Source organism: Pseudacidobacterium ailaaui, from assembly GCF_000688455.1.
Taxonomy (GTDB): domain Bacteria; phylum Acidobacteriota; class Terriglobia; order Terriglobales; family Acidobacteriaceae; genus Pseudacidobacterium; species Pseudacidobacterium ailaaui.
The window spans coordinates 2,623,830-2,647,833 of sequence record NZ_JIAL01000001.1; the positions used below are offsets into that span (position 1 = coordinate 2,623,830).

Genomic DNA, 24,004 nt, shown 5'->3' on the forward strand with positions numbered 1-24,004 from the left:
GGCTCGCCTGACTAAAAAGAGGGAAGGGCGATCCTTGTCCTGCGCCACGAGACATCGGCTAGACGAGGGCTTTCACGGCTGGTCCAGAGCTGGACTCCAGCAGTCGGTAAAGAGTAGACCGGCTGATGCCCAGCATCTGGGCGGCGCGCAGTTTATTTCCGCCAGTCTTTGCCAGCACATTACGGACATGACGTACGATCATGCGGTCTAGATTTGGATCTTCTTCAGAATCTTCTGCCTGTGGCGCCGCTGGACGTATGGCAGGTCGCACCGCTTCCAAGGGGAGTAAGGCAATGTCAATCGGACGAATCCATTGGCTCTCACTTTCCAGAACAGCATTGGAAATGGTCATCTGCAGCTCGCGAACGTTTCCAGGCCAGCTATGAGACAGTAACCGCTGTAAGGCAGTATCGCTGATTCCCCGAATGGGCTTCTTTTGTTCTACGCCAAACTGTAGGGCGAAGTGTTCAGCCAGCAGGGCAATGTCCTCCCTGCGTTCGCGTAGCGGAGGCAATACAAAACGGATTGCGGTCAAACGATAGCACAGGTCTGCGCGCAGCCGCCCCGAGGCAGATAGTTTGCGTATTGGCTGCTGCGAGCTAAAAAATATCTGCTGCGGGAAATGACCGCTTGTGTTGCGGGTGCTGCGGTGTTCCCACCATTCCAGAAAATCAAAGAGCCGCGATTGTTGCTCCGGTCCGAGATCGCCAACACGCGTCAGAAAAAGCGTGCCACCACTCGCTTCTTCCAGCAGCGGCTGCACATCCCCGGTGGTAAAGTGCGAAGCCGGGCAGGGAACAAAGTTCGCACGCGATACTGGTCCAAATGCATGAAGCGTTTGTGCTGCCAGCATTTTGCCTGTTCCGGCCTCACCTTCAAAGGCCACGATGCGGACATGGGGGGCCGTCTGCCGCATGCGGGCAAAGAGCCGTTCCATGACCAGGCTTTGCGCCAGCATGCTGCCCAGTCGGTGTATCTGCCTGGCCCCGGAAAAGGCCCCGTTGTTCCATTGTGTCAATGCACCCACAAGCGATGCTCCATGAAATTGTCTTGTGAGGTGTATCGGCGATTTCAGAAAATGGATTAGATACGGCCGCCGTTCACCATGCATTCCAGCGGTTGTCTTACAGATTTTCGCGCAGAAAAGCGATGACGTGGTCTGCTTCTACGACTCCAACCAGACGACCCTCTTCGTCAACAACTGGAAGGGCGCGCAAATTGTATTTGTCAAACAGCTCGGCAACATATCTCTGGTGGGCGTCGGCCTGGCAGGAAACAAACCTTGGTTCAGCCAGTACACTCAGGCGCGTTTCTGGTTTTGCCAATATGAGCCGCGCCAGCGGCACCACCCCTTTCAGCGTGTCCTTTTCATCTGTGAGATATATCTCGGTAACCGTTTCCGGATCGCCCTCGAAGCAGCGCAACGCCTCAATGGCGTCTGCGACCGTTCCCTCCAGAGGGACTTTCACGAAGGCAGTGGTCATGCGTCCGGCCGCCGAATCCTCTCGGAACTCCAGCAGCTCTTCCACCTCCTGCCTTTCCTCAGGGGCCATTTCTTCCAGAATTGCCTCAGACCGCTCGTGAGGTAGTTCGGCGAGCAGATCTGCTGCGGCCTCGGGTTCCATCTCCTCAACAATGCCGGCGGCCACCTCGGAATCGAGCGATTCCACTAAGGCTTTTTGCAGCTTAGGATCCACCTCTTCCAATGCATCGGCAGCCACTTCCTCGTCCAAAGAGGTGATGATGGCTTCGCGTTCAGCCGGAGCAAGCTCTTCAAGAATATCGGCAATGTCAGAAGGATGGAGCTGTGCCAAACGTTCGTGCTCAATCTTCAGCTTTACACGTCGAGCAGCATCGACTTCGATCAGGTCCACGAACTCCCAGGGAATGACGCGCGCGGGAAATTTGCGGGCCAGTTGGTCCAATGTGCGACGGGGCAGTAACCCTAAAAGCAGGCGTCGGACAGCGCCGCGCAGCCCCACTTCTACTTCCCGCACGCGCAGGTCCTGCTTCTCATCATGGGAAAACCACTGCAGGTCTACATCATTCACGCGCACGACTTTGCGTCCGTGGACGTCAATAATCTGGCGGTCGAGCAGGTCCTGACGCAGAAGCAGGAAGGTCCCATCTGCTGGGACCGGCTTCCATTCCGCATTTTCACGGAGCTCCAGGATTCCGCTCGGCGTCTCACGGACCTCTGTTGCGGGGACCAGCCAGTTGCCGTCTCGTGTTTTCAGCACCAGTCCAACCACACGTCCTGCCTCTGTACCGGTGCCAACTGCAATGTCCTTGAGCCGACCGCGTATCTGCCCGCGCACATCCGTTACCGGCGTACCAATCAGCGTGCTAAGACTGTGCCCATTGTTCTTCTCGTGCATGGACTTCCTTGTGCAGTCTAACAGGCATTCAGGGCTGCTTTTGTTTGGACGCGAATCGACGCATTACGGATGGTAAGGAAGAGGGAGTTTGAGGCAGAAATAAAGGCCTTCACCATCCGATGAAGGCCCTTGTTTCCGGAAAAGCGCGGTTGAGCAAAGAGAGTGGCCGTGCCTGACCGGAAATTTAACGAGCAGCGCGCACGCTGTTGTGTTTGTCGCGATAAATCGCACGAGAGGTGCGGTTTTGCTGGCGGTTGATCTGCGCCTTTTCTGCTCCAGTCAATTTTCCTCCATTCGCCTGGCGGTCAGCGCGGACCTGCTGATTGATGCCTTGTTCGCGGTTTTCCAGCCTGGCTGTCTCCCCGGCTGATAATTGTCCGCTTCTCACTCCTTGCGCGATGCGGTCCTGCTGGTTTTCACGACGCTGGCCCACCTCATTCTGGCCAAAATGGGCCGTATTGGCATTGTGTTTGTCGTTATAAATCGAGCGGCTGAGGTTGTTTTGCTGGCGGTTGATCTGTGCTTTTTCTGCCGCTGTCAGATGGCCGTCATCTGCTCTGCGGTCATCGCGCACTTCGCGATTGATGTTGGCTTCCCGGCTTTCCAGGTTTTTGGTTTCCCCGGCGGTCAACTGGCCGCGCTGGATACCATTTGCGATGCGGTCCTGTTGGTTTTCGCGGCGCTGGTTCACCGTTGGTTTGTTGTCCGTCTGGGCCTGTACGGAAGAGGACGTGGGTGTAGACTGAGCAAAGCCAAAAGAGAGGCTGCAGGCAAGGATCGCCATACCAAAGATCGTGGGTTTCATACTTGCTCCTGTTGCGGCCGGGAAGATCCCGGTTCCGCTCATGGAAACCCGACATTTCGCCGGAATGTTGCGAAAAAATTCAGAAAAGAATGGTCCCGGTCCGCAAATGCAGGAAATCCGACCGGATGGTACTGTACTTACAGCCCCCGGTAGGCACCCCCATCTACCAGAATCGTTTGCCCGGTGACGCAGGCAGCCTGTTTGGAGGCAAGCCAGAGAATCGCTGCGGCCACTTCTTCTGGAGTGGCCATTCGGCGGACGGGTATTTCGGCAAGCAGTTCTTTCTTGATCTGGTCTACAGTCAGGCCACGATCAGAAGCCCTCTTTTCCAGTAGCTCCTCAGCGCGTGCCGTGGAGGTGAAGCCGGGGCCAACGTTGTTGACTGTGATCCCATCTGGCCCAAACTGCCCGGCAAGGGAGCGAACCAGTCCCATGACGCCAGCCCGAATCGAATTGGAAAGCACCAGTTCAGGCACGGGCTGTTTGACGGTGTAGGACGTGAGGGTAATGAGCCGACCCCACTGCTGCTGCTGCATATAGGGAATGACGGCCTGCGCAAAAGAGACGATGCTGCGCAGGTTCAGTTGCCAGGCCCGATCCCATTCATCCATGGTGGTTGCAAGAAAAGCTTTGGCTGGAGGGCCTCCTGCATTGGTTACGCAGATGTCGATGCGGCCAAAACGTTGATAGGTCGAGTTTACGAAGTTGCGTACAGCCAAGTCGTCACTGACATCAAACGACGAAATATGGACTTGCACTCCATACCGGCCTGAGATTTCGCGAGCCAAGGCCTCCAGAGGTTCCTGCCGTCTGGCGCATAACGCAAGATGTGCTCCCTCGGCAGCGAAGGAAAGGGCGGTGGCCTTCCCAATACCTTGGCTCGAAGCAGCCACAATGGCAACTCGGTCTATTAATCCTGTATCCATAGACAAGCTTATGGTAATACTCTGCGTGCAAGCCGAGAGCAAAAAGAAGAATGACGTCGTCAGGCGTGATGAGTTTTGAACGAAAGCTGGTTCTGGAACCGATTGGACGCCACGAGCATGATCCCGGCCTGACGCCACAACTACCACGAACAACGCCTACACGGCACCCTGAATTATCTGTTTGCAACTCGGTCCGCAGCCAAAACAAGCGATGCAAAAGGGGCAAATGCCCAAGGCGTTTCCTACTCGCACACAGCCGGGACGGCTGCGGGACAATTCATACCATTTTTATGCGCGGAACTCTGGATAGGTGAAGGTCCTCGTTTTCCTGTACCAAGTCTGATGTTCGTTCGCAGCTGGTTTTGGTTTTAGCCAGTACACGGCTAGCCGCGTACTGGCTGGCGAACTCGCTTGGTGTCCGGTCGACAAGAGAGGCGATGAGGACGGAGGGTGAGGCTCTTCCATATGCATATCGAATCAGGCCGCCGGGTTCCGTCGATCCAGCAATGGATCGAGGACTGAAGAAATCGCAGCTTCAAGTTCATGAGGCGCCTCCAGCGGAGAGAGGTGCCCGACACCGGGCAGAATCTCAAACCGCGCCTCGGGGATGCACTTGCCGAGTTCATGTCGTAAGGTAGTTTCATTTTCCACCTTGTCGGCATCGCCTACGATAACGGTGACGGGAACCTGGATGGATCTCACGCGATGCGAAATATCCAGCTGCATACCGTGATCGAGCCACGCTTGGACGGCCGCCGAAGATCCATTCAGAGTGTCTTTGATCACCTGTTCGCGCAACTCTTCGGGCAGAGACCGCTCGGTCAGAATCGCGAGTACTTGCTCCACGCCCTCGCGGCTCGTATAGATCCTGGCCCTCATCTCCCTCTCTTCGTCCGAGACCAGAAGTGGCGTGGGCGGTGCCGGCGCAACCAGGATCAAAGCATCGAGTCCGGCGGGGCGGCCGGCGGCGATCATCTGCGCGATCTTGCCTCCCATCGAATGACCGACGAGCACGTAGCGCGAGACTCCCATTGTTTCGATGACTGCTTCCACGTCGCGTGCTTGTTGCTCAAGGCTGCAGTCCGCCACTCTTTTGCCAAACTCACCCCATCCGCGCAGATCAGGTGCGATGCAACGGTATCGGTCGCTTAATCGAGCGATCACAGGTGTCCATGTCCGGTGTGAGCCACCCCAGTAATGCAGGAAAACAAGCGCAGGTTTTCCCTCTCCGCAATCGGTAATATTCATATCGAGTCCATGAACACTGATATTTCTGGTCGTTGAGTGCATTGCCTTTCCTTCTTGCCTGCGGGTGTGTGGCCGGGCGACTTCTCTCGAACGCCTGGTGGTGCTTGCTCGAATGGAATAAGTCCGCCAGCTGGTTTTATCAATGGATTGGGTCCACCATGTTGCGTGCATGGCGGCACATACGCGTAAGTGAGCTTATTTAATTTGGCGTCCCCGACGGGATTTGAACCCGTGTTATCGCCGTGAAAGGGCGGTGTCCTAGGCCGGGCTAGACGACGGGGACGCAGCAAGCATGGGATGCTTTGGAGGATGTGCTGCCGGCCAGCGAGCACTTTTCCAAATTTATCAATCTGCGCGACACATGTCAAAGTCTCCCTGGCATTCACGCGTCCTGTTTTGTGTGGAAGTCAATCTTCGACAGAAAGCCAAGCGGGTCTTCTGGCTCCATGCCTTGGATTTTCTCTGCTGGGTCCAGAAACTGCGGTATTCTGCCACTTCATACTTCATGCAAAGATACAAATATCTAGATGCTTTGACGATTGGATTCGTCGTAGTTTTGTTGGTTTCCAATCTGGTCGGGCCAAAGATCTGCCAGTTTGGGCCCTATGATGTGCCCCTTTTGCGCTCCCTTGGGGCAATTCGGGTCAGCGGGGCACAGCTTCTTTTCCCCATCACATACATTTGCGGAGACATCTTTACGGAAGTTTATGGCTACGCGGCGTCGCGGCGCGCCATCTGGTTCGGGTTCTTCGCGATGGGGCTGCTTTCCGTCATGGGAGCGATTGCGGTGGCGCTGCCTCCGGCAAGTGACTGGCATAATCAGCAGGCCTTTGCCACCGTGTTTGGGCTGGTGCCGCGATTTGCAGTGGCAAGTCTGATTGCCTACTGTGCGGGTGAGTTTACGAACTCCTACACTTTGGCCCGGCTTAAGCTACTCACTCGTGGCCGCTGGTTGTGGACGAGGACGATCGGCTCCACGGTGACGGGGCAGGCCGTGGACACAGCGACCGTGATTCTGATTGCATTCTGGGGCACCCCATGGCGCACGATCGGGAGCGTAATTTTTTGGTCGTATCTTACCAAGGTACTTTATGAAACGTTGGCCACCCCTGTCACGTACGTGGTTGTTTCCTGGCTCAAAAAGAAGGAAGGCGTAGACGCCTTCGATACACAGACAAATTTCAATCCATTTGCTCTCAGAGCATAGGCTATCGGCTAAGGAAAGCGGCTTTTGACGGGATCTCTCCGGGAAGTAATTCTGCCGGGCGGAATCCAACGAAAGGAAGCTCGGCCGAATCGAACAGGTATGCGTTGGAATGACCGGAGACGGGCGGTGGTGATCTTACGGCAGGTGGCAGGATACGCCTGTCTCCTGGCCGGTGGAGTGGGCTGCCTCTTGCCGGTCCTGCCCGGAATCCCGCTTTTGATTGCCGGCTTGGGATTGCTTTCCGTAGACAGTCCGTGGGCAGCGCGTCTGCACGCCAGAATCATGTCTAAGTTGCGAAAAAAGCCGGTTCCATCCCGGGATGCAGCCTGAAATTTCTCTGTGAAGGTTTTCGCAGAATTGTTACATATCTATTGCATACTGAAAGTTGGAGGAAATTCTTGCCCCGAATCCACTTTCAGCAGCAACTGGCGGAACTGAAAGATAAAATTCTGGCCATGGCTGCGCTTTCTCAGCAGGCGCTGGAAGCTTCCGTGGACGCTTTTCTGCAGCGCGACCCCGGATTATGCCAGTTTGTTCGCGACAATGAAAAGGCGATTAATGCGGCGCAGCGGGAGCTGGACGAGTTGGCCTACGATCTGCTGGCCAAAGAGCAGCCAATGGCCATAGATCTTCGGTTTATTCTTGCCGTCATCAAGATCAATGGCGACCTCGAACGGATTGGCGACCAGGCGATGAGCATCGTTCTGCGTGCGGCAGAGATGATCGAAGGGGACCCTGTGGACTTACCGCTGGACATTGATGGAATGCGGAATCACGCTTCCAGGATGATACGGACGGCATTGCAATCGCTGTTGGATGCGGATGCGCTGGTGGCCGAGTCTGTGCTGGCCATGGACGATGAAATTGACCGCATGAACCGAATCGCCCACCAGGAGCTGACGCGCTTCATTCAAGAGCATCCGGAGCTGAGTCCGCAGGCACTGCAGGCGATCATTATTTCGCGCAACCTTGAACGGATTGCGGATCATGCGACGAACATCGCCATGGATGTCATCTTCTGGGTGCGGGGAGCAGACGTAAGGCACCAGTTGACGGCCGCGGTGGATTGAAAAGCCAACATTTCCGACTCGGACTTATCGCGCTTGCTGGCGGGCGCTGTACTGAGCAGGTCCACCTTACTCCGTCTTCTACTCTATGCCGGCAGGCCGTACCAAGGTATACTGGTAAATGTGACAGCGACCAAAATTGACACCTTTTCTGCCCCGGACAAGCGGGTCCTGCTGCTCAAGCCCCGTGGTTTTTGTGCCGGTGTGGTGCGCGCCATTGACATTGTCAAGATTGCCCTTGAGACCTTTGGTGCCCCGATTTATGTGCGCAGAGAAATTGTCCATAACCGCTTTGTGGTGAATGAACTGGCGGAAAAAGGGGCCATCTTTGTGGACGAAATTGATCAGGTGCCCGAAGGGATGCGGGTGATCTACAGCGCGCACGGCGTTTCACCGGCTGTCCGTGAGCAAAGCAGGCAGCGCAGGCTGAAGGTGATTGATGCTACTTGTCCCCTGGTCACGAAGGTCCATGTAGAGGCGGTGAAATTCGCCAAACAAGGATATGCGTTGGTTCTGGTCGGCCATCGCGATCACGATGAAATCGAAGGGACCTTCGGTGAGGCGCCGGATGTGACCCAGATTGTGTCCAGCGTGGAAGAGGTGGAGGCGCTTCAGGTTCCTGACCCCAATCGGGTTGCCTATCTCACGCAGACCACGCTGTCACTTGATGAAGCGCGCGATATTATTCATGCGCTGAAGGCAAAATTTCCAAACATCGTTGGCCCTCACTCGCAGGACATCTGTTATGCCACAGAGAACCGACAGACCGCGGTGAAGAATGTGGCGCATAACGCGGACCTGGTGCTGGTGGTCGGTTCCAATAACAGCTCGAACTCAAACCGACTGGTTGAAGTTTCGCGCAATCTGGGGACCAACAGTTATCTAATTGATAACTCTGCGGCCATTCATCCAGAGTGGCTGGAGGGGGTTTCAACGGTTGCAGTGACGGCAGGTGCATCTGCTCCTGAGGTCCTGGTGGAGGACGTGGTCAGCTACCTGCGTCAAAAGGGATTTAACAGCGTGGAAGAAGTGGAAGTGATGCCGGAGAATGTCCGGTTTGGGCTTCCTCCGGAGATTGTGCAGGCAATTGCTGCGGCTCCGGCACCGGCCCAGGCATCCATTTAAGTGCGGAAGATTTGTCCGCAATCAGGAACAAGGACCCAATTTAGCGACAGCATGAGTAAAGTCACCGGATCGGCGCAAAGCAGCACTCCACGATTTGGCAGATTGGATGCCGCTCTGGAAGCTGTACAGGCCGCCATCATACGCTCCCGCGACTACATTTTCTCCCTGCAGCATCATGAAGGTTTCTGGTGTGGTGAACTGGAAGCCGATTCCATGCTGGAGGCGGACTACATTTTTATGCACCGCTTCCTGGGCACTGGAGATGAAGACAGGCTGAAACGCGCACTGACCGAGATGCTTCGCTTCCAGAATGACGATGGGAGCTGGAGCATCTACCCGGGCGGCCCGGGGAATATCAGCTTGTCTGTAAAGTGTTACTTTGCCTGCAAACTGATGGGCATGGATCCCGGCGATCCGGTCCTGGTCAAGGCCCGGGAGTGGATCCTGGCCCACGGTGGCGTGGTGCAGTGCAATACATTTACTAAGATTTACCTTTGCGCGCTGGGGCAATACGATTACGATGCGGTGCCCGCAGTGCCGCCGGAGATTGTTCTCTTTCCACGCTGGTTCTACTTCAATATTTACGAGATCTCCTCCTGGTCGCGCGCGATTTTGGTACCGCTTTCGATCGCATATGCCAAAAAGCCGTTTAAAAAGATTCCGGTCGAGCAGGGAATTGATGAGCTTTTCGTAGGTGGCAGGGAAAATGCTGATCTGCGCCTCCAGTGGGACCGCCGGAACAAGGTCAGTTGGCGAAACTTTTTCCTGCTTCTGGACAGGATGATGCATTGGGCCGAGCGGGTCCATATCCGGCCGCTCCGCAAGCTGGCGCTGAAGAAGGCTGAAAAGTGGATGCTTGAGCGGTTTGAGATGTCCGACGGACTCGGGGCGATTTACCCGGCAATGCTGAATGCCATTATTGCTCTGCGCTGCCTCGGCTATTCTCTGGATGATCCGCAGGTCATCCGTGCCATGGACGAGTTTGAAAAGCTCGGAATTGACGCTCCCAACGGTACTCCTGACTATGCGGAGCCGACCTTCCGGATGCAGCCCTGCATGTCGCCGGTCTGGGACACCGCGCAAGCTGTTTTTGCATTAGGCGAGGCCGGAGTTCCTCGTACGGATGCGCGGATGTTGAAGGCAGCCGACTGGTTGCTGTCGAAAGAAGTCCGCCACAAAGGCGATTGGGCCATGAAGGTGCGGAATGCTGAACCGGGTGGATGGTACTTTGAGTTCAATAACGAATTTTATCCCGATGTGGACGATACGGCCCAGGTGTTGCTCGCATTGAATAAAGTAGACAATCCGCGCGAGCGATACCAGTACGATGTTTGCAAACGCGCCATAGACTGGATTTTCGCCATGCAGTGCAAAAGCGGCGGATGGGCCAGTTTTGACAAAGACAACACGAAAATGATCTTCCAGTACATCCCGTTTGCGGACCATAACGCGATGCTGGATCCGCCGACGGTGGACATTACCGGCCGCATTCTGGAAATGCTGGCCACCTACGGCTATACGCGCAAGGACAAGCGCATCGAGCGGGCCATCAAGTTCATCTTTAGTGAGCAGGAGCCGGACGGAAGTTGGTTTGGCCGCTGGGGGGTGAATTACCTTTATGGCACGTTTCTGGTCCTGCGTGGACTAGAGGCCATAGGTGTCTGGAACCATGAGCCGCAGATCCAGCAAGCGGCGGAATGGATCCGGTCCGTACAAAATGCCGATGGCGGATGGGGAGAAAGCTGCGGAAGTTATGATGATCCTGCCACCCGCGGGGTCGGAATCAGTACGCCTTCGCAGACTGCCTGGGCAATATTAGGGTTGCTGGCCGCCGGTGATACAAGAAGCGACAGCGTGGCTAAGGGCATACGCTGGCTGCTCGATAACCAGCAAAAAGATGGGGGCTGGGATGAAAGCACTGGTACTGGCAGGGAGCGCCAGGCAATTTATACGGGAACAGGGTTTCCGCGTGTCTTTTATCTGGCCTATCACCAGTACCGGAACTACTTCCCATTGCTGGCGCTGACCACATATAAGCGTGCAATGGAGCGTGAAGAGCAGTAACAATGAAGAAACTGACCGCTTCCTGAAGAAGCAGGTCAGCATCCTGCGCCTGCGGGCAGGTGGCGGAAGGGCCAGATTTCTGGCTGTGTCGCTTTCAGGATGACATCACGAGTCGATTCAGTGAGGGGACAAATATGGCTGTACCCATTTCTCAGGCCTGGACAGTGGCCACTTACGTCCTGAAGCAGAAGCTGAAAGGACGCAAGCGGTTTCCGCTGGTCACCATGTTGGAGCCGCTCTTTCGCTGCAATCTGGCATGCGCCGGCTGTGGCAAGATCCAATATCCGGCCCATATTCTGAAGCAGCAACTGACTCCCGAAGAGTGTTTTCGGGCCGTTGAAGAGTCGGGCACGCCCATGGTTTCTATCCCCGGTGGCGAGCCATTGTTGCACCCGGAAATCGACAAGATTGTTGCAGGTCTGGTTGCGCGTAAGAAGTACGTATATCTGTGTACGAACGCGCTGCTTCTTAAAGAAAAACTTCATCTTTTTAAGCCGAGTAAATATCTCTCTTTTTCTGTCCACGTAGATGGACAGCGGGAACATCACGATTTTTCCGTATGCCGTGAAGGTGGCTATGATGCGGCCATAGAAGGCATCAAGGCGGCCGTGGCCGCCGGGTTTCGTGTAACCACAAACACAACCTTGTTCGACGGTGCAGATCCCAATTCGGTCCGCGCCTTCTTTGATGAGATGATGGCCCTGGGGGTCGAGGGGATGATGGTGGCCCCCGGCTATACCTATGAAAAGGCCCCCGACCAGAAGCACTTCCTGGGACGTGCGCGGTCCCGTCGTCTGTTTCGCGCGATCCTTTCCAACCGGAAGAAGGCGTGGAAGTTCAATGCTTCGCCCATGTATATGGAGTTTTTGATGGGCAGGCGTGAGTTTTCCTGCACGCCTTGGGGGATGCCTGCTTACAGCGTTTTTGGCTGGCAGAAACCCTGTTACCTTTTGCAGGATGGTTATGCCGATACGTTTGAAGAGCTGATCGAAACCACCGACTGGTCAAAGTACGGAACAGAATCCGGCAATCCTAAATGCGCCAACTGTATGGTCCATTCCGGATATGAGGCTTCCGGCGTCTACTATACGTTTGGGTCGCTGCGCGGCTTTCTGGATACGGTCATCGCCACACTCTTTGACAAATACGAGGACAAAGAGGCACTCAAACTGCTGCATGAGCCAGTGAGACCAGTCCATAGCTATGAACCGCTGGTGCAGATTGAAACAAAGGTCCACGTGGTCGAAACTCGTTCGGTGCATGATCCGAACGAGCAAGAAGTGGCCAGAGGTTTTGAGCGCGAAAACCTCGAAGGCTGGACCCCGAACCTGGATTCCGAAGAAGCTGTCCGCCAGGCCTTTGAAAAGGCCTTTGATTATCGCGGAGATGTGACTGTCACTCTCAAGGACGGTCGTCGGATTGAGAGCTATGTCTTTGACCGGAAGACAGGCAAGACGCTGGCCGATTCTGCTGTGCGCGTCATTCCCGCCAATGAACGTGTCAAATTGACCATTCCCTATTCTGAGATTGCTTCCGTTGCTTTTACCGGACGGGACACCGCTGCAGGCAAAAGCTTTGAGGCGTGGGTCAAGAAATATTGGGAAAAGAAAGCCGCCGGAGAGCGAAACATCGGCTTGCATCCGGAAAAGCTGGATTAAAATCCCGACATTTCGCCAGCAAATGGGCCACCTGCTTCCATAAAAGAGGAAGGCCCTGCCGAAAATGCTCAGGTCTCTCAAAAAGCTCCCCCTTGTCGGGGAGCTTTTTGCTCGTTATCGCCCTTTCTGCTTCGACCTCGATGGATCCAGTCAAAAATCTGGGAATTTATCGCTTGACATAATATGTAACCTTTTGGTTGCATATTGTCATGAGCATGAACGAGGTCTTCAAGGCGCTTGCCGATCCGGTCCGGCGGCATTTGTTGGACAGGCTTCATTCGTGCAATGGCCAAACGCTTGGCGAGCTTTGCGACGGGTACCAAATGTCGCGGCAGGCGGTGATGAAGCACCTTGCCATCCTGGAAAGAGCTGGGCTGGTTGTTACGCAAAAGCAGGGCAGGGAAAAGCTGCATTATCTGAATCCTGTTCCGATTCATGAAATTGCGGACCGCTGGATCAGCAAATATGAGCGCTCGCATCTGCGTGCTCTTGCTGATCTAAAACACAAGCTGGAAGAGAAAGAAAACAGATGAAAGGGAGAAACATATGGCTGAAAGTAAGTTTGTTTATGTGACTTATATCCGCACGACCCCGGAAAAACTTTGGTCGGCGCTCACCAACGACACAGAGTTTATGCAGCAGTACTGGTTCGGAACTCGTTGTGAGAGCCGCTGGACGGCGGGTTCTTCATGGAAGATGGTGCAGGCAGACGGAAGTGTTTCCGATGCAGGAGAGATTGTAGAATCGCAGGCACCGCATCGGTTGGTGATTCGCTGGCGTCACGAAAAGAGGCCCGAGCTTAAGGCTGAAGGTGAATCGCTCTGCACAATGGAGCTTGAGCCTTGCGGATCGGCGGTGAAACTCACCGTGACGCATACGATTGGCCGGGAAAACTCAAAACTGATTGAGGCTGTTTCTGGCGGCTGGCCCAAGATTCTTTCTAATCTCAAGTCCCTGGCCGAGACAGGCTCCGTAACATTGCACACCGCCTATCCTCCTCAGGGCGCAAAGCTGGAAGCAAGCCATGCCTAGTTGATTTCTGTTGTTTCGCCTGCAGAGACTAGTGAAAACGCTGTGGGCGAAACAGCGGGACATGGGACCTGAACAGTCCAATTGTCTGGACCGGCGCTCTGGTCCTTGGCCATAGAGAAACCATGCAATGTTTTGACGGCTGCTCATAGATACAAACATAAAATCTCAGCTGGCAGTGATTGACCGGGCCTTCCTGGGAGGACTATCATCCTCTCCCCGAAGGTGGGTTATGGCCGAACTTGAAAGCAATATTGGTGCAGTTTTGAAGAACAAATCAGGAAAGATCTGGTCTGTCTCTCCGTCTGCCTCCGTTTATGAGGCCATAGAGCTGATGGCAGAAAAGCAGGTTGGCGCTCTTCCTGTGATGGATGGAGAGAAGCTGGTCGGAATCATCTCAGAGCGGGATTATGCGCGCAAGGTCATCCTCAAGGGACGCTCTTCGAAAGAAACAGCGGTCGTCGAGATTATGACCTCCGGTCCGATTACGATTACTCCACAACACACAGTGGCGGAATGTATGAGGATCATGACCGAGAAACGCTTCCGTCATCTCCCCGTCATCGACAACGGGAAGCTGGTGGGTATGGTTTCCATTGGCGATCTGGTGAACTGGGTCATCACGGAGCAGCAGCAGACGATCCGGCACCTTGAGGCGTACATTAGCGGGAACGCATCGTAGGACCGCGCGGACCAGCGGGACGAGCTGTTCAAGTCCTCGTGCCGGTGTATGATGCCGACATGCGCAAGACCATTTTTCTTCTTTGCTGGATCCTTCTCTCAGGAATCTCTGCATCAGCCCAGGCATCGCAGAAGTGGGCTGTTGTGCTTCATGGCGGGGCCGGAGTCATTGAACGCAGGAACATGGACCCAAAGACAGAAGCTGCTTACCGGGCCTCGCTTCAGGCAGCCTTGCAGAAAGCAGCCGATACGCTTGATAAGGGGGGATCCGCTTTGGACGCGGTCGAAGCGGCCATTCGCATGATGGAGGATGATCCGCTGTTCAATGCAGGACGGGGCGCTGTTTTTACCGCGGCCGGGAAGAATGAACTCGATGCGGCGATTATGGACGGGTCGAATTTAAAAGCCGGCGCTGTTGCTGGAGTTACACGGACCCGCCACCCCATCTCGCTGGCGCGGGCCGTAATGGAAAAGTCGCCTCATGTCATGCTTATCGGGGCGGGCGCTGATGAGTTTGCCGCAGAGCACGGGCTGGAAATGGTGGACCCCAGCTTCTTTTTTACCGAGCGTCGTTGGCAGGCCATGGTGAGGGAGCTGCAGAAAGAAGGCAAACCCATTCCTCCGCGTCCCGCGGGTGCGCCCCCGGCACCAGACAAACCGGCTTCAGAAATTGAACCACCCAATGCTCATAAATTTGGCACAGTCGGAGTGGTTGCATTGGACAAGCAGGGGAACATCGCGGCCGGAACCAGTACGGGTGGCCTCACCGCCAAGATGTGGGGGCGTGTAGGCGATTCGCCCATCATTGGGGCAGGGACCTATGCAGATAATCGCTCCTGTGCCGTTTCTGGAACAGGTACCGGAGAATACTTCATCCGACTGACGGTAGCGCGGACCATCTGCGCACTGGTGCAATACAAAGGAATGGGGTTGCAGGCCGCTGCGGATGAGGTCATCCAGCATCAGCTTACAGAGATGAGGGGAGACGGGGGCATCATCGCCATTGACAAACAGGGCGACATGGTCTGGAGCTTTAACACTCCCGGGATGTACCGTGCCCGGCTTGCCGAAGGAGGCAAGCCGGAAATAGAGATGTACAAGGACCAGCCTTAATTACTTCACCAAGTGCAGGGTCCGGCTCCATCGGGTCTGGTCAAAGAAATGAAGAATGATATGGCCAATAAAGCCGACCTTATCGCCAAGTGAGGTCTTATCAATCTGGTTTTCCGGAGTGACAAAAGACCAGTAGACAAAGAGGGGCCTTCCGACAATATTTTGGCGTGGAACGAATCCCCAGTACCGGCTATCGAGGCTTACAGGGCGATTGTCGCCCATGGCGAAGTATTGCCCGGGAGGGACAACAAGATCTTCTCCCTGAATATGGTTCGGCAAATCCACGGCCCATTGTGCTGTGACGTCTACGGCCTGGGAGGGCGGGACTGAGGGGAAATCATCCCGGTAAGGGTAGTACTCGTCATCGCTAGGTTTGGCTGCCTGGGGCTCATTTTGTGGCTGACCGTTCAGGTAGACAATTCCGTTGCGTAGATGGATATGGTCCCCGGGAACTCCGATGACGCGCTTGACCAGAAAAATGTGGTCACCATTGGTCTCTGCTACGGGCTTGTAAAAAACGATAATATCGCCCCGTTTCACATCCCGGTAATGGACAAACGGTGCCCATTTGGCCGGAGGCGCCAGGGTCATGCGGTCCACCACCACATGGTCTCCGATCAACAGCGTCTTTTCCATCGAAGCGGAAGGGATCTCAAAATTCTGAAAGATAAACGTCAGCACAAAGAGTCCGATGACGAGGACGCCGCAAATTGAGGCGATGAATTCCAAAGGAGTTTCGTCGTTGTGCTTCTTGTTTTTCTTTTTGTCCGATTGTTTTTCGATCGTCTGTTCCATATTGATTGAACTCAGCAACTGATTTACCAAACTTTGCGAAAAATGCGGTTCCAGCGGGCAAATCCGAGGATGCCATGTGCTGAACCAGTACCGTGTCCGAGTCTATCATCCGGAAGATCGGGAACGGTGCTTGCTGGCTTCTGGCGCAGCGAAAAATAGATGATGAAAGGGCGTCCTACGATGTTCTGACGACGGACAAAGCCCCAGTAGCGGCTGTCGCGGCTGTGGTTGCGGTTATCACCAAGGACGAAATAGCTGTCTGGGGGTATGACCAGGTCGCCGTTTTGCACCTCTTTGCGCATCTCTGCCCACCATTGCATGTCTACGCCGGGGTCTGTGTACTGCAAAGTGGGAAATTCATCACGGTATTGGTCGGCATAGGAGCTTTGGTATTCAGCGTAAGGCTCGGGCAATGGTCTGCCATTCACAACGACCAGGCCATTGTGCAGGTGAATATGATCTCCGGGAAGTCCGATGACGCGCTTGACCAGATGTTCTGCGGGATCAGGCGGGAAGTGGAAGACGATGATGTCTCCGCGTTGTACATTGCGATAGGGAATGAGCCAGTGCCAGATTCCTGCGGGGGCGTAGACAGCCTTGTTTACCAGGAGGAAATCGCCAACCAGCAGTGTGTGCTCCATGGATTCTGAAGGAATACGGAAGGGCTGCACGATGAAGGTCAGGACAAAAAGTGCAATGACGATGACAGACAACATGGAGCGAAGCGCATCCAGAAGAGAAGGGTACAGATGAAGGTGCGGTTGCAGTTTTGTTCGAGACGCAGTCAGAATTTCAGTCATGGCTGGCCTCAACGGCTGCTGCTCGCAGCTTTTCCAGGGCGCGACGCGCAGCTTCCTGTTCGGCCTTTTTTCGTGAAGTGCCTGTACCGCGAGCCAAAGCCATGCCAGCACTGCCATTGGCAGAGTGATGGACCTCTACGGTGAATTTTTTGCGGTGGTCGGGGCCACTCTCCTTCTTGAGAATGTAGACGGGCTGGCCACCTTTGTATGCCTGTAGGTATTCCTGCAAGGCGGATTTGTGATCGCCCATGGCACGCCCTTCAAGCATCTCTTTCTGCAGGTCCTCAACATACGGCTCGACGGCGTGACGCTCGACAAAAGCACGAGCGGTTTCAAGACCGGCATCGAGGTAAAGGGCTGCCACGAGGGCCTCCATGCAATTGGCAAGCAGGGCCGCCTTTTTGCGGCCACCACTACGCTCTTCTCCTTTACCCATGCGCATATACCGCCCCAGCCGGAGCTTTGCACCGACGTGACCCAGGTGCTTACGGCTAACCAGGGCTGCGCGGAGGCGTGTCAATTCTCCCTCCTGAAGCTGAGGAAACCGACGGAAGAGCGATTCACCGACCAGAAGCCCAATCACCGCATCTCCAAGAAATTCAAGCTGCTCATTGTCCTGGTGAAGCTCTGCGGGCGCCTCCCCGGTCAGATGCTGTTCATGTGCCAGAGAACTATGGGTGAGGGCCTGGACGAGGAGGTGCTGTTGCCCGAAGCGGTGTCCGAGCGCGCGTTCGAGCGTTTCAAGTGAAGGTTGCCCCATTTGCGCTGCAAATACCCTACTTTAGAGTATTCGATTTATCAGACGGACTACAAAATTGAATGGATATGGCCAAAAACAGCATGTCAGGCGCACGCCTTCTGTTCTAATATGTGGCCTAATGGCAAGGGGGGACCCGTCAGGAGGTGATCCATGAGGTCCGGTAAACTCTTTCTGCTTCCGCTTTGTGTCGCGTTCTCTTCGTCTCTGGCAATTTCTGCACAGGAAAATCAAGTCCGTGCGGTCCGCATCAGCTATGTGCAAGGCACCGTAAAGCTTGTGGACGCAAGTGGGGTCGAATTTGATCAGGCCCATGCCAACATGCCGGTGACCCAGGGAATGCTTCTCAAGACCGGGAGCGACGGCAACGTGGAAGTGCAGTTTGAGGACGGGAGCGTGGCCCGTGCTACACCGGACAGCTCTTTGCGTTTTGACCAACTCCAGCGAAATGGAGAAGGCAGGACAGAGACGCAGATTACGGCGCTTTCCGGGTTGAGCTATTACGAGTTCAATAACCGCGATGGCAGGTACTCTGTACATTTCGGTCCGTATACGGCGAGTGCGAGCAAGAGCAGCATCCTGAGGCTGGGCGTTGACAGCAATTCGGCACAACTTGCTGTCATGCGAGGAGCAGCCCACGTTGAGACGGCCTCGCGTGAGGGAGTGGATCTTTCCTCAAACAAGACCGCCACGCTCAATTTGCAGATCGGATCGGGATACGATGTGGCCCATGGGATCCAGACCAATTCCTGGGACCAGTGGAACTCTGAACGGGACGGGTACCTGGCCAGACTGGGGGCCAAGGCGACCCTGGCCCGGACTTTGAGCAATAACCCTGACAATCCGGCCTGGAGCGACCTGGACTACTACGGAAATTGGTATAACTTTCCCGGCTATGGGGCGGGATGGATGCCGGCCGGGATGGAGATGAACTGGGACCCCTTCGGTTCGGGGTACTGGGGCTATTATCCGACTTACGGTTATACGTGGATTTCTGGGTATGCGTGGGGATGGTATCCCTATCACTGCGGCATGTGGAATTGGTTTGACGGGACGGGATGGGCTTGGTTCCCCGGCAACTGCGGCTGGGGCGGATATGGATACGGCTGGTATCCGGTGAACAGTATCGGAAACTATCCGAAGAATTACATCCCGCCTGTTCGGCCAAAACCCATTCAGCCTGTGCGGGGAGGCCATATGCCATCACAACAGGCGCTGATTGCCGTTAACCGCACGGAGGGCACTGTCACTCCACCCGCCCGGCCTGCCGGGGCTGCAGGACCCATCATGTTTGGAGGCAGGAAGTTGCAACCGATTGAACCAGCCATTCATCTCAGAGGGGCTGGTCCACTGGGAGACAGCTTCCGAGCAGCGTCAGGTTATGGATTTGTCCGTTCGAACGGAACTCCGGGCGGTGTGCCTGACCCGCATTCTACGATGTTGCAGCCACGATATGTGCCTACGCCGGGCAGTTTGCGCAACGGTATGGGTATAGCATCTCCTGCGCAGGACCATTCGATGCCTATAAACGGTGGTGGAGTGCGTATGTCGCTTCCGCCTTCTATGTCCGCTCCACAGGCATCTGCACCCGCGCCATCAGGGGGAGGAAGCGCACACCACTGAAAATTTCAGAAAGGTGTGGGGACGCCGAGCTGGGTCACAGGTTTACCTCTCTGCCATCGAACCGGAGCAAGGGAGGAACAGGAGATTTTTCCCGCAGCCGGGTCCTGAACCGGTCTGCTTCTTTCGCGCTCATGCGCACATAACGCTCGTGCATCAGTGCTTTGCGCAGATAGTGCGGGGCATTTTCCAGCCAACGAACGCGCGGTCCAGAGGCCTGCTCCAGAGAGACAATGGCGAGCTGGTCAAGGTGCGGCAGCCAGCGCGCCGGTGCTTCTGCAACGCTCCAGGTAACGTCAATCCAGTCATTGGCAGGAGCCGGAGGCAGCAATTCTGCTCCGCGCTGCAAAAAATGAGGGGTAGCTGATTGGTCCGGCAACACGATCTCTGGTTGGACGCCACGCTCAAGCATCTCTTCGGCAACGTGGCTGGGCGGACGAAGCAGTCCTACAGACACGGGCCTTTTCCTGCGCAGTTCATTTTTCAGGATGCGGAGCGCTTCATCGAGATGATTCACCATGAAGTCGCAGAAACCCTGGCGCAGGGCGATTTTGATGCGTTCTGGGTCAGCATCCGCTCCCAGAGAAGCTGCTCCGGCGATGCTGGCAGCGGCTGCGGTGGCTATGCCGGAAAGGTCCATCTCCCCAAGAAAGACAAGCTGGCCTTCCAGCGAGGGGGCCATGGCGCACAGGGAACAAAAACGGCCGAAGACTTCCGTAGGAGAGGGTGTGTAGTGGGAATCCATGGGCAGACAGTGCCAGTGTAAATGGCTGATTGCTCCTGAATGGAGGCAAAAGCGGGCGTTTACCAGCTTGAATACGGTTGCCCGTTGCTGCCAATAGCATCCGAGCCGCTGTGGACGTCAGAGATTCCAGGCTCAGTCTGGTCTACAGATTGCAGGCTGTCATCCATCTGCGTGACCCAGGTGTCTTTGCTGTGAGTCATCGGGTCGACGGGGATTTCCTTAAGGTAACCGTCCTGTACCAGATCGTCGAGGGACTGTGGGCCTTTTTCCTTGTCCATGGTGTAGGAATCGATGGCCTGGCGCATGATGTGGAGGTCTTCTTTCAGGACGGCCTCCCGGGCAGAGCGGAGGGACTGGAGATAGATGGGAATGGCAATGGACGCGAGTACCCCGATGATCAACATGACGATCATCAGCTCAATCAGCGTAAAGCCCTGTTCCTTTGGCCGCATTTTTACCATGTGTTGTATTTTGTCCCGTCCAGTGCTGTTCCGTCAGATTTCGAGTACACATCAAAGACGTTTTGTCCGCCCCAGGAATCGCTGTTGGGATCGTCCTGCATGGAGCGTAATCCCCAATCATCCTTGCCGGTCATGGGATCTACCGGAATACGCCGCAAAAAGCGCACTTTTTTCCCCTGCACGTCCACTCCGTTAACGAGGGTTTCAAGGTCAGGCGGATAGCCGAAGCTGTCCACCTTGGTCTGGAACGCATTGCGGTCCGCGGCATCCTTGTAACGGTCAATGGCATCGCGCATCATCCAGAGGTCATAACGCAGCTCACGCTCTTTCTGGCGCTTGACTTCAAGCTTCGTGAGCGGGATGGCGGCCGAGGCCAATACGGCAAGGATGGCGACGGTGACGATCAACTCGACGAGAGTGAGTCCGGCTTCAGGGTTTCGTGCTCTGGTCCTGTACATCATGGTCGGTATTGCGAACCCGCGGCCGGCACATCGTTGATGAAGTACCGGCCGAAATCCAGACAGGCGTCCGGGCAAAAGGGATGCGCCATCTTATTGCACATGGACGACTGTCTGTGAGCCGACGGCAGGCATGGCCTGCTGGGCGCTGTTTCTGACTACGGGCCGAGTGATGGCGATGGATGCGTCCCCAGGCGCTTTTGCCTGGAAGGTGAGCACCACCACGGGGCCGCTACCGCTGACGCCGCTTACCCCCGGCGGGCGCGAGGCAGAGATGGCCACGCCTCCATTGCCGTCATCGCGATGCACCAGAGCGACGGCCTGGCCGTCCTTACCGAGCAGGCTGCCGTTGTCTACATTGATGAGCGTCAGGCGGGAGTTGTCATACTGCATCTGCATGGGGACAGAAAAGACGTCCTTGCCGCCCTCCAGGTTGACTGTGACCTGGAAGGTGGAACCGGTCTTCTGCGGAGCGGGTGGCGCAACAAGCTGCAGACTGACGGGAGCGCCAGCATTGGCCTGCTGCTGCATCTGCTGCAAAGCATTCTGTGCTGCCACTGAGGGCGTCTGCCCGGATACCGTGCCGTCCTGGCTGACAGCAGAGGCTGAGGAAACGGGCCTTGTTGTCTGGGCTGAAGCGGGAAGACGCCGGATTTCAATGGAATTCATCGTGCCGGAGTCCACGGCCTCTGTATTCAGCGGATTGATCTGTTCGGCGCGGACGATGTGGGGAATCACAAGAAAGACAATCTCATCGTCCCGCACCTCCCGCTGCTCGGACCCAAAGATATAGCGCAGGATGGGAAGCTCAGCCAACCCTGGGGTACCGCTCAGAGACTTGCTTTCCTGGCGCATAAGGATGCCGCCGAGAATGCTGGCTTCGCCTTCCTTGAGGCGGATGGTCTGGTCTACGGAGCGTTGCGTGATAATCGGCTCGTTGATGCCTCCCAGATTCACGGTGCCGTTTTCCGAGGAGACCTCGATCTTCATTTTGATGGTAACGTCGCGGTCATAGTGCACCGTGGGCTTCATGTCAATGTTCACGCCCACGTCGAGGTACTGGAACTGGGTGTTGACCAAAGAGCTTACGATGGCGGTCGCAGCCCCGGTCTGGTAAGAGCCGGTGGCCACGGGGAGTTTTTCGCCAATTTTGAGGACCGCCTGCTGGCCATCGGAGGCGCGCACCCGAGGGTTTTGCAGGAGTTTTGTGTCCGTATCACTGAGCAACAGGTTGACCTGTGCCTGGCCAATCGTGACCGCGAAGTTGGTGGCATTCAGGTGGGCCAGGTCATTCAAAGACAAGGTGCCCGTAGAAGAGGTGGTTGTGGTGCCGGTCGTGGTGCTGGAAGAGGACGATGTCGTGGACTCGTTTGCGTTCGAGGTCTGGAAGTTGATGGACGCTGTCTGCGGAAGCTGGATGCCGATGTTCCGGATTTTGTCGCGGTTGACTTCCATCACTGCGACATCAATGACGACTTCAGGTTTGGCCTTATCCAGGTCATTGATGATTTTCTGGGCCAGAAGCAGCTCGTCAGGTGTTCCGCGCATGATGATGGCATTCTGGCTGGGCACCGCATAGAGGCGCGCCGTGGTAAAGACCTGGCGCAGCGCGGTCTGGATATCGTTGAGGTCCTGCTGCTGGGCAACGTTGGTCAGGTAGAAAGTCTGGACCGCTTGTTCGTCCAGCTCCGTGCGCTTGCCGCGGTTGTTCTCAGCGACAAAGATGGTGTTGTCAGTAATCGGGCGCCAGAAGGTGCCGGAGATGGTGCCGATGATCCGCAGCGCATCATAAAGTGAGACATTGGTGAGGTCTACCTGGATCCGTTTTGAGGTGTACTGCGGGTCAAAGAGCACGTTGATGCCGGCCAGTTTGCCGACCGTCTGGTAGATGACGCGGCTGTCTTCAACCGAGTGGATCGTGATGGGTTCATTGGAAATGGGCTTGAGCGTGGGTGGGCCGCCCAGTTCACTCAAGGCCGGATTGGCGTTCGGGGACGATGGCATCTCCTGATTGGGCGGAGCATTGATTTTGTCGCGGGTGGCACGAAGCTCCTGCTGTGCAAGTTCGTTGCCGGGGTCGATTTCGATGGCATGGAGAAACTCGGTGACCGCGCCGGTCATATCGCCCTGGTCCCGGAGCTTTTCTCCGCGCTTCACATGGGCCGAAGCAGCGGCAAAACGCGTACGCTCGTAGGCGGTTTTATAGCGCAAGTCGGTGGGCTTTTTCTGGAAGGCCTTGTAATAGTCCTCGTAGGCCGTCTCCACGTCATCGCGAGCCTCGGCATTCTGGCCCTCTTTGAACCAGTGGCTGGCGGACTGTGCGTGTAACGATCTCCAGGGGCCAAAGAGAAGGAGAAATCCGACCGAAAGAAAGGCCAGTTTGAGGGCGTTATGCTTCATGCAACTCCAGCGGAAAGATGTATCGGAAAAGGCGTATAGTCGTGGCCGATTATAGCATTCCGGCACAGAGGATTCAGGATGACGGACGCGCGCTTCGGGTTGAATCCTGTGCCTTGTAAACTAAGTATATGGCCCGTCAGTCCAGTCATCCGGTGGCTCCTGCCCCCTCCCAGAAATCCAAGCCGCGCGACCCGGTGGCTGCCGGCTCGCGGGATGCGGCGCAAAACCGTGCCGCCGGGCACAACTATTTCCTGCTGGACAAATTTGAAGCAGGAGTTGCGCTGCGCGGCACCGAGGTCAAGTCCATTCGTGAGGGCAAAGCCAATCTTAAGGATGCCTATGGCATCATCCAGAACGGCGAGGCCTTTCTGCTGAACGCGCATATCGGCCCTTACTCCCATACCGGATACACGACGCACGACGCACTCCGCACACGCAAGTTGCTGCTCCATCGGGACGAGATTCGCAAGCTACAAGGCAAGACGCAGCAGAAGGGATTTACGCTCATCCCCACCCGGCTTTATTTTCGCAACGGGCGCGTAAAGTGCGAACTGGCCCTGGCCAAGGGCAAACAGGACTGGGACAAACGCGAAACCGAGCGCCGGAGGGAGGCTGATCGCGAGGCGCGGGCAGCGATGGCGCGGGCCAAACGATAGGATTTTCCATG

Annotated in this window: 22 protein-coding genes, 1 tRNA gene and 1 pseudogene; 11 read left to right on the top strand and 13 right to left on the bottom strand. The window is 55.8% G+C overall.

Annotation, left to right across the window (positions count from 1 at the left end):
- Positions 1-58 precede the first annotated feature (58 nt).
- The 6 genes from N655_RS19905 to N655_RS0111730 form a co-directional block, all read right to left on the bottom strand.
- A complete protein-coding gene (locus tag N655_RS19905) occupies positions 59-1,027 on the bottom strand; it encodes a sigma-54-dependent transcriptional regulator (protein WP_162173543.1) in 969 nt (322 codons plus the stop codon).
- A gap of 97 nt (positions 1,028-1,124) precedes the next feature.
- Entirely contained in the window at positions 1,125-2,378 is a 1,254-nt protein-coding gene (locus tag N655_RS0111710) for a magnesium transporter (protein ID WP_026443146.1), read from the bottom strand.
- 184 nt (positions 2,379-2,562) lie between these two features.
- Positions 2,563-3,183 (bottom strand): hypothetical protein, encoded by a 621-nt coding sequence (locus N655_RS20770; protein ID WP_069955826.1) that lies wholly within the window; start codon positions 3,181-3,183, stop codon positions 2,563-2,565.
- Between the two features lie 137 nt (positions 3,184-3,320).
- On the bottom strand, positions 3,321-4,109 hold the full coding sequence (locus N655_RS0111720; protein WP_026443147.1) for an SDR family oxidoreductase: 789 nt from the start codon (positions 4,107-4,109) through the stop codon (positions 3,321-3,323).
- A 477-nt stretch (positions 4,110-4,586) separates the two neighbouring features.
- Complete coding sequence (locus N655_RS18635; protein WP_044934547.1) at positions 4,587-5,399, bottom strand: alpha/beta fold hydrolase; 813 nt, start codon at positions 5,397-5,399, stop codon at positions 4,587-4,589.
- A 163-nt stretch (positions 5,400-5,562) separates the two neighbouring features.
- A tRNA-Glu gene (locus N655_RS0111730) sits at positions 5,563-5,640 on the bottom strand.
- A gap of 78 nt (positions 5,641-5,718) precedes the next feature.
- Between N655_RS0111730 and N655_RS0111735 the strand changes: the two genes are divergently transcribed.
- The 9 genes and pseudogenes from N655_RS0111735 (at position 5,719) to N655_RS0111785 (ending at position 15,301) form a co-directional block, all read left to right on the top strand.
- Positions 5,719-6,564, top strand: a complete 846-nt coding sequence (locus tag N655_RS0111735; protein WP_238324701.1) for a queuosine precursor transporter — start codon at positions 5,719-5,721, stop codon at positions 6,562-6,564.
- A 398-nt stretch (positions 6,565-6,962) separates the two neighbouring features.
- A complete protein-coding gene (phoU, locus tag N655_RS0111745) occupies positions 6,963-7,634 on the top strand; it encodes a phosphate signaling complex protein PhoU (RefSeq protein ID WP_026443150.1) in 672 nt (223 codons plus the stop codon).
- Positions 7,635-7,754: 120 nt separating this feature from the next.
- Positions 7,755-8,756, top strand: a complete 1,002-nt coding sequence (locus tag N655_RS0111750) for a 4-hydroxy-3-methylbut-2-enyl diphosphate reductase (protein WP_026443151.1) — start codon at positions 7,755-7,757, stop codon at positions 8,754-8,756.
- A gap of 51 nt (positions 8,757-8,807) precedes the next feature.
- Positions 8,808-10,820, top strand: coding sequence for a squalene--hopene cyclase (shc, locus tag N655_RS0111755; RefSeq protein WP_026443152.1), 2,013 nt, complete (start codon positions 8,808-8,810; stop codon positions 10,818-10,820).
- Positions 10,821-10,954: 134 nt separating this feature from the next.
- Positions 10,955-12,085 (top strand): annotated as a pseudogene (gene hpnH, locus N655_RS18640) (adenosyl-hopene transferase HpnH); the annotation flags it as partial.
- Between the two features lie 602 nt (positions 12,086-12,687).
- On the top strand, positions 12,688-13,011 hold the full coding sequence (locus tag N655_RS20930) for an ArsR/SmtB family transcription factor (protein WP_238324702.1): 324 nt from the start codon (positions 12,688-12,690) through the stop codon (positions 13,009-13,011).
- A 13-nt stretch (positions 13,012-13,024) separates the two neighbouring features.
- Positions 13,025-13,510: an SRPBCC family protein gene (locus N655_RS20935; protein WP_026443154.1), complete on the top strand. Its 486-nt coding sequence runs from the start codon at positions 13,025-13,027 to the stop codon at positions 13,508-13,510.
- 229 nt (positions 13,511-13,739) lie between these two features.
- Entirely contained in the window at positions 13,740-14,189 is a 450-nt protein-coding gene (locus N655_RS0111780) for a CBS domain-containing protein (protein ID WP_026443155.1), read from the top strand.
- A gap of 59 nt (positions 14,190-14,248) precedes the next feature.
- The gene (locus N655_RS0111785; protein WP_044935824.1) at positions 14,249-15,301 is read left to right on the top strand and encodes an isoaspartyl peptidase/L-asparaginase family protein; all 1,053 of its coding nucleotides are present in this window, start codon (positions 14,249-14,251) and stop codon (positions 15,299-15,301) included.
- Here N655_RS0111785 and lepB (N655_RS0111790) read toward each other — a convergent pair whose 3' ends face one another.
- From lepB (N655_RS0111790) to rnc, 3 genes are read right to left on the bottom strand one after another with little or no spacing between them, the layout of a single operon-like run.
- Positions 15,302-16,096: a signal peptidase I gene (lepB, locus tag N655_RS0111790; protein WP_026443157.1), complete on the bottom strand. Its 795-nt coding sequence runs from the start codon at positions 16,094-16,096 to the stop codon at positions 15,302-15,304.
- A 23-nt stretch (positions 16,097-16,119) separates the two neighbouring features.
- A complete protein-coding gene (lepB, locus tag N655_RS18645) occupies positions 16,120-16,896 on the bottom strand; it encodes a signal peptidase I (RefSeq protein WP_044934550.1) in 777 nt (258 codons plus the stop codon).
- Complete coding sequence (gene rnc / locus N655_RS0111800; protein WP_026443158.1) at positions 16,889-17,656, bottom strand: ribonuclease III; 768 nt, start codon at positions 17,654-17,656, stop codon at positions 16,889-16,891. Before rnc ends, lepB (N655_RS18645) begins: the two co-directional genes overlap by 8 nt.
- A gap of 150 nt (positions 17,657-17,806) precedes the next feature.
- Between rnc and N655_RS0111805 the strand changes: the two genes are divergently transcribed.
- Positions 17,807-19,276 (top strand): DUF6600 domain-containing protein, encoded by a 1,470-nt coding sequence (locus N655_RS0111805; protein WP_026443159.1) that lies wholly within the window; start codon positions 17,807-17,809, stop codon positions 19,274-19,276.
- A gap of 34 nt (positions 19,277-19,310) precedes the next feature.
- Here N655_RS0111805 and N655_RS0111810 read toward each other — a convergent pair whose 3' ends face one another.
- The 4 genes from N655_RS0111810 to N655_RS0111825 form a co-directional block, all read right to left on the bottom strand.
- Positions 19,311-20,018: a hypothetical protein gene (locus N655_RS0111810; protein WP_026443160.1), complete on the bottom strand. Its 708-nt coding sequence runs from the start codon at positions 20,016-20,018 to the stop codon at positions 19,311-19,313.
- Between the two features lie 59 nt (positions 20,019-20,077).
- Entirely contained in the window at positions 20,078-20,470 is a 393-nt protein-coding gene (locus tag N655_RS0111815) for a type II secretion system protein (RefSeq protein ID WP_349509486.1), read from the bottom strand.
- 2 nt (positions 20,471-20,472) lie between these two features.
- Positions 20,473-20,940 carry a type II secretion system protein gene (locus N655_RS0111820; protein ID WP_026443162.1) on the bottom strand — a complete coding sequence of 156 codons (468 nt, stop codon included), beginning with the start codon at positions 20,938-20,940 and terminating at the stop codon, positions 20,473-20,475.
- A 90-nt stretch (positions 20,941-21,030) separates the two neighbouring features.
- Complete coding sequence (locus N655_RS0111825; protein WP_026443163.1) at positions 21,031-23,337, bottom strand: secretin GspD/PilQ domain-containing protein; 2,307 nt, start codon at positions 23,335-23,337, stop codon at positions 21,031-21,033.
- A 128-nt stretch (positions 23,338-23,465) separates the two neighbouring features.
- Here N655_RS0111825 and smpB point away from each other — a divergent pair, with 128 nt between their 5' ends.
- A complete protein-coding gene (smpB, locus tag N655_RS0111830) occupies positions 23,466-23,993 on the top strand; it encodes an SsrA-binding protein SmpB (protein ID WP_026443164.1) in 528 nt (175 codons plus the stop codon).
- Positions 23,994-24,004: the final 11 nt, after the last annotated feature.

Bases quoted from the DNA above. Each gene is read 5' to 3' on its own strand.
- N655_RS0111820 (WP_026443162.1), bottom strand. From the start codon at position 20,940: ATGATGTACAGGACCAGAGCACGAAACCCTGAAGCCGGACTCACTCTC.
- N655_RS0111805 (WP_026443159.1), top strand. From the start codon at position 17,807: ATGAGGTCCGGTAAACTCTTTCTGCTTCCGCTTTGTGTCGCGTTCTCT.
- shc (WP_026443152.1), top strand. From the start codon at position 8,808: ATGAGTAAAGTCACCGGATCGGCGCAAAGCAGCACTCCACGATTTGGC.
- N655_RS0111785 (WP_044935824.1), top strand. From the start codon at position 14,249: ATGCGCAAGACCATTTTTCTTCTTTGCTGGATCCTTCTCTCAGGAATC.
- N655_RS18635 (WP_044934547.1), bottom strand. From the start codon at position 5,399: ATGCACTCAACGACCAGAAATATCAGTGTTCATGGACTCGATATGAAT.
- N655_RS0111815 (WP_349509486.1), bottom strand. From the start codon at position 20,470: ATGCGGCCAAAGGAACAGGGCTTTACGCTGATTGAGCTGATGATCGTC.
- rnc (WP_026443158.1), bottom strand. From the start codon at position 17,656: ATGGGGCAACCTTCACTTGAAACGCTCGAACGCGCGCTCGGACACCGC.
- N655_RS0111780 (WP_026443155.1), top strand. From the start codon at position 13,740: ATGGCCGAACTTGAAAGCAATATTGGTGCAGTTTTGAAGAACAAATCA.
- lepB (WP_044934550.1), bottom strand. From the start codon at position 16,896: ATGACTGAAATTCTGACTGCGTCTCGAACAAAACTGCAACCGCACCTT.
- N655_RS0111825 (WP_026443163.1), bottom strand. From the start codon at position 23,337: ATGAAGCATAACGCCCTCAAACTGGCCTTTCTTTCGGTCGGATTTCTC.
- N655_RS0111735 (WP_238324701.1), top strand. From the start codon at position 5,719: ATGTCAAAGTCTCCCTGGCATTCACGCGTCCTGTTTTGTGTGGAAGTC.
- smpB (WP_026443164.1), top strand. From the start codon at position 23,466: ATGGCCCGTCAGTCCAGTCATCCGGTGGCTCCTGCCCCCTCCCAGAAA.
- N655_RS20930 (WP_238324702.1), top strand. From the start codon at position 12,688: ATGAGCATGAACGAGGTCTTCAAGGCGCTTGCCGATCCGGTCCGGCGG.
- N655_RS0111720 (WP_026443147.1), bottom strand. From the start codon at position 4,109: ATGGATACAGGATTAATAGACCGAGTTGCCATTGTGGCTGCTTCGAGC.
- N655_RS0111810 (WP_026443160.1), bottom strand. From the start codon at position 20,018: ATGGATTCCCACTACACACCCTCTCCTACGGAAGTCTTCGGCCGTTTT.
- lepB (WP_026443157.1), bottom strand. From the start codon at position 16,096: ATGGAACAGACGATCGAAAAACAATCGGACAAAAAGAAAAACAAGAAG.
- N655_RS20935 (WP_026443154.1), top strand. From the start codon at position 13,025: ATGGCTGAAAGTAAGTTTGTTTATGTGACTTATATCCGCACGACCCCG.
- N655_RS20770 (WP_069955826.1), bottom strand. From the start codon at position 3,183: ATGAAACCCACGATCTTTGGTATGGCGATCCTTGCCTGCAGCCTCTCT.
- N655_RS0111710 (WP_026443146.1), bottom strand. From the start codon at position 2,378: ATGCACGAGAAGAACAATGGGCACAGTCTTAGCACGCTGATTGGTACG.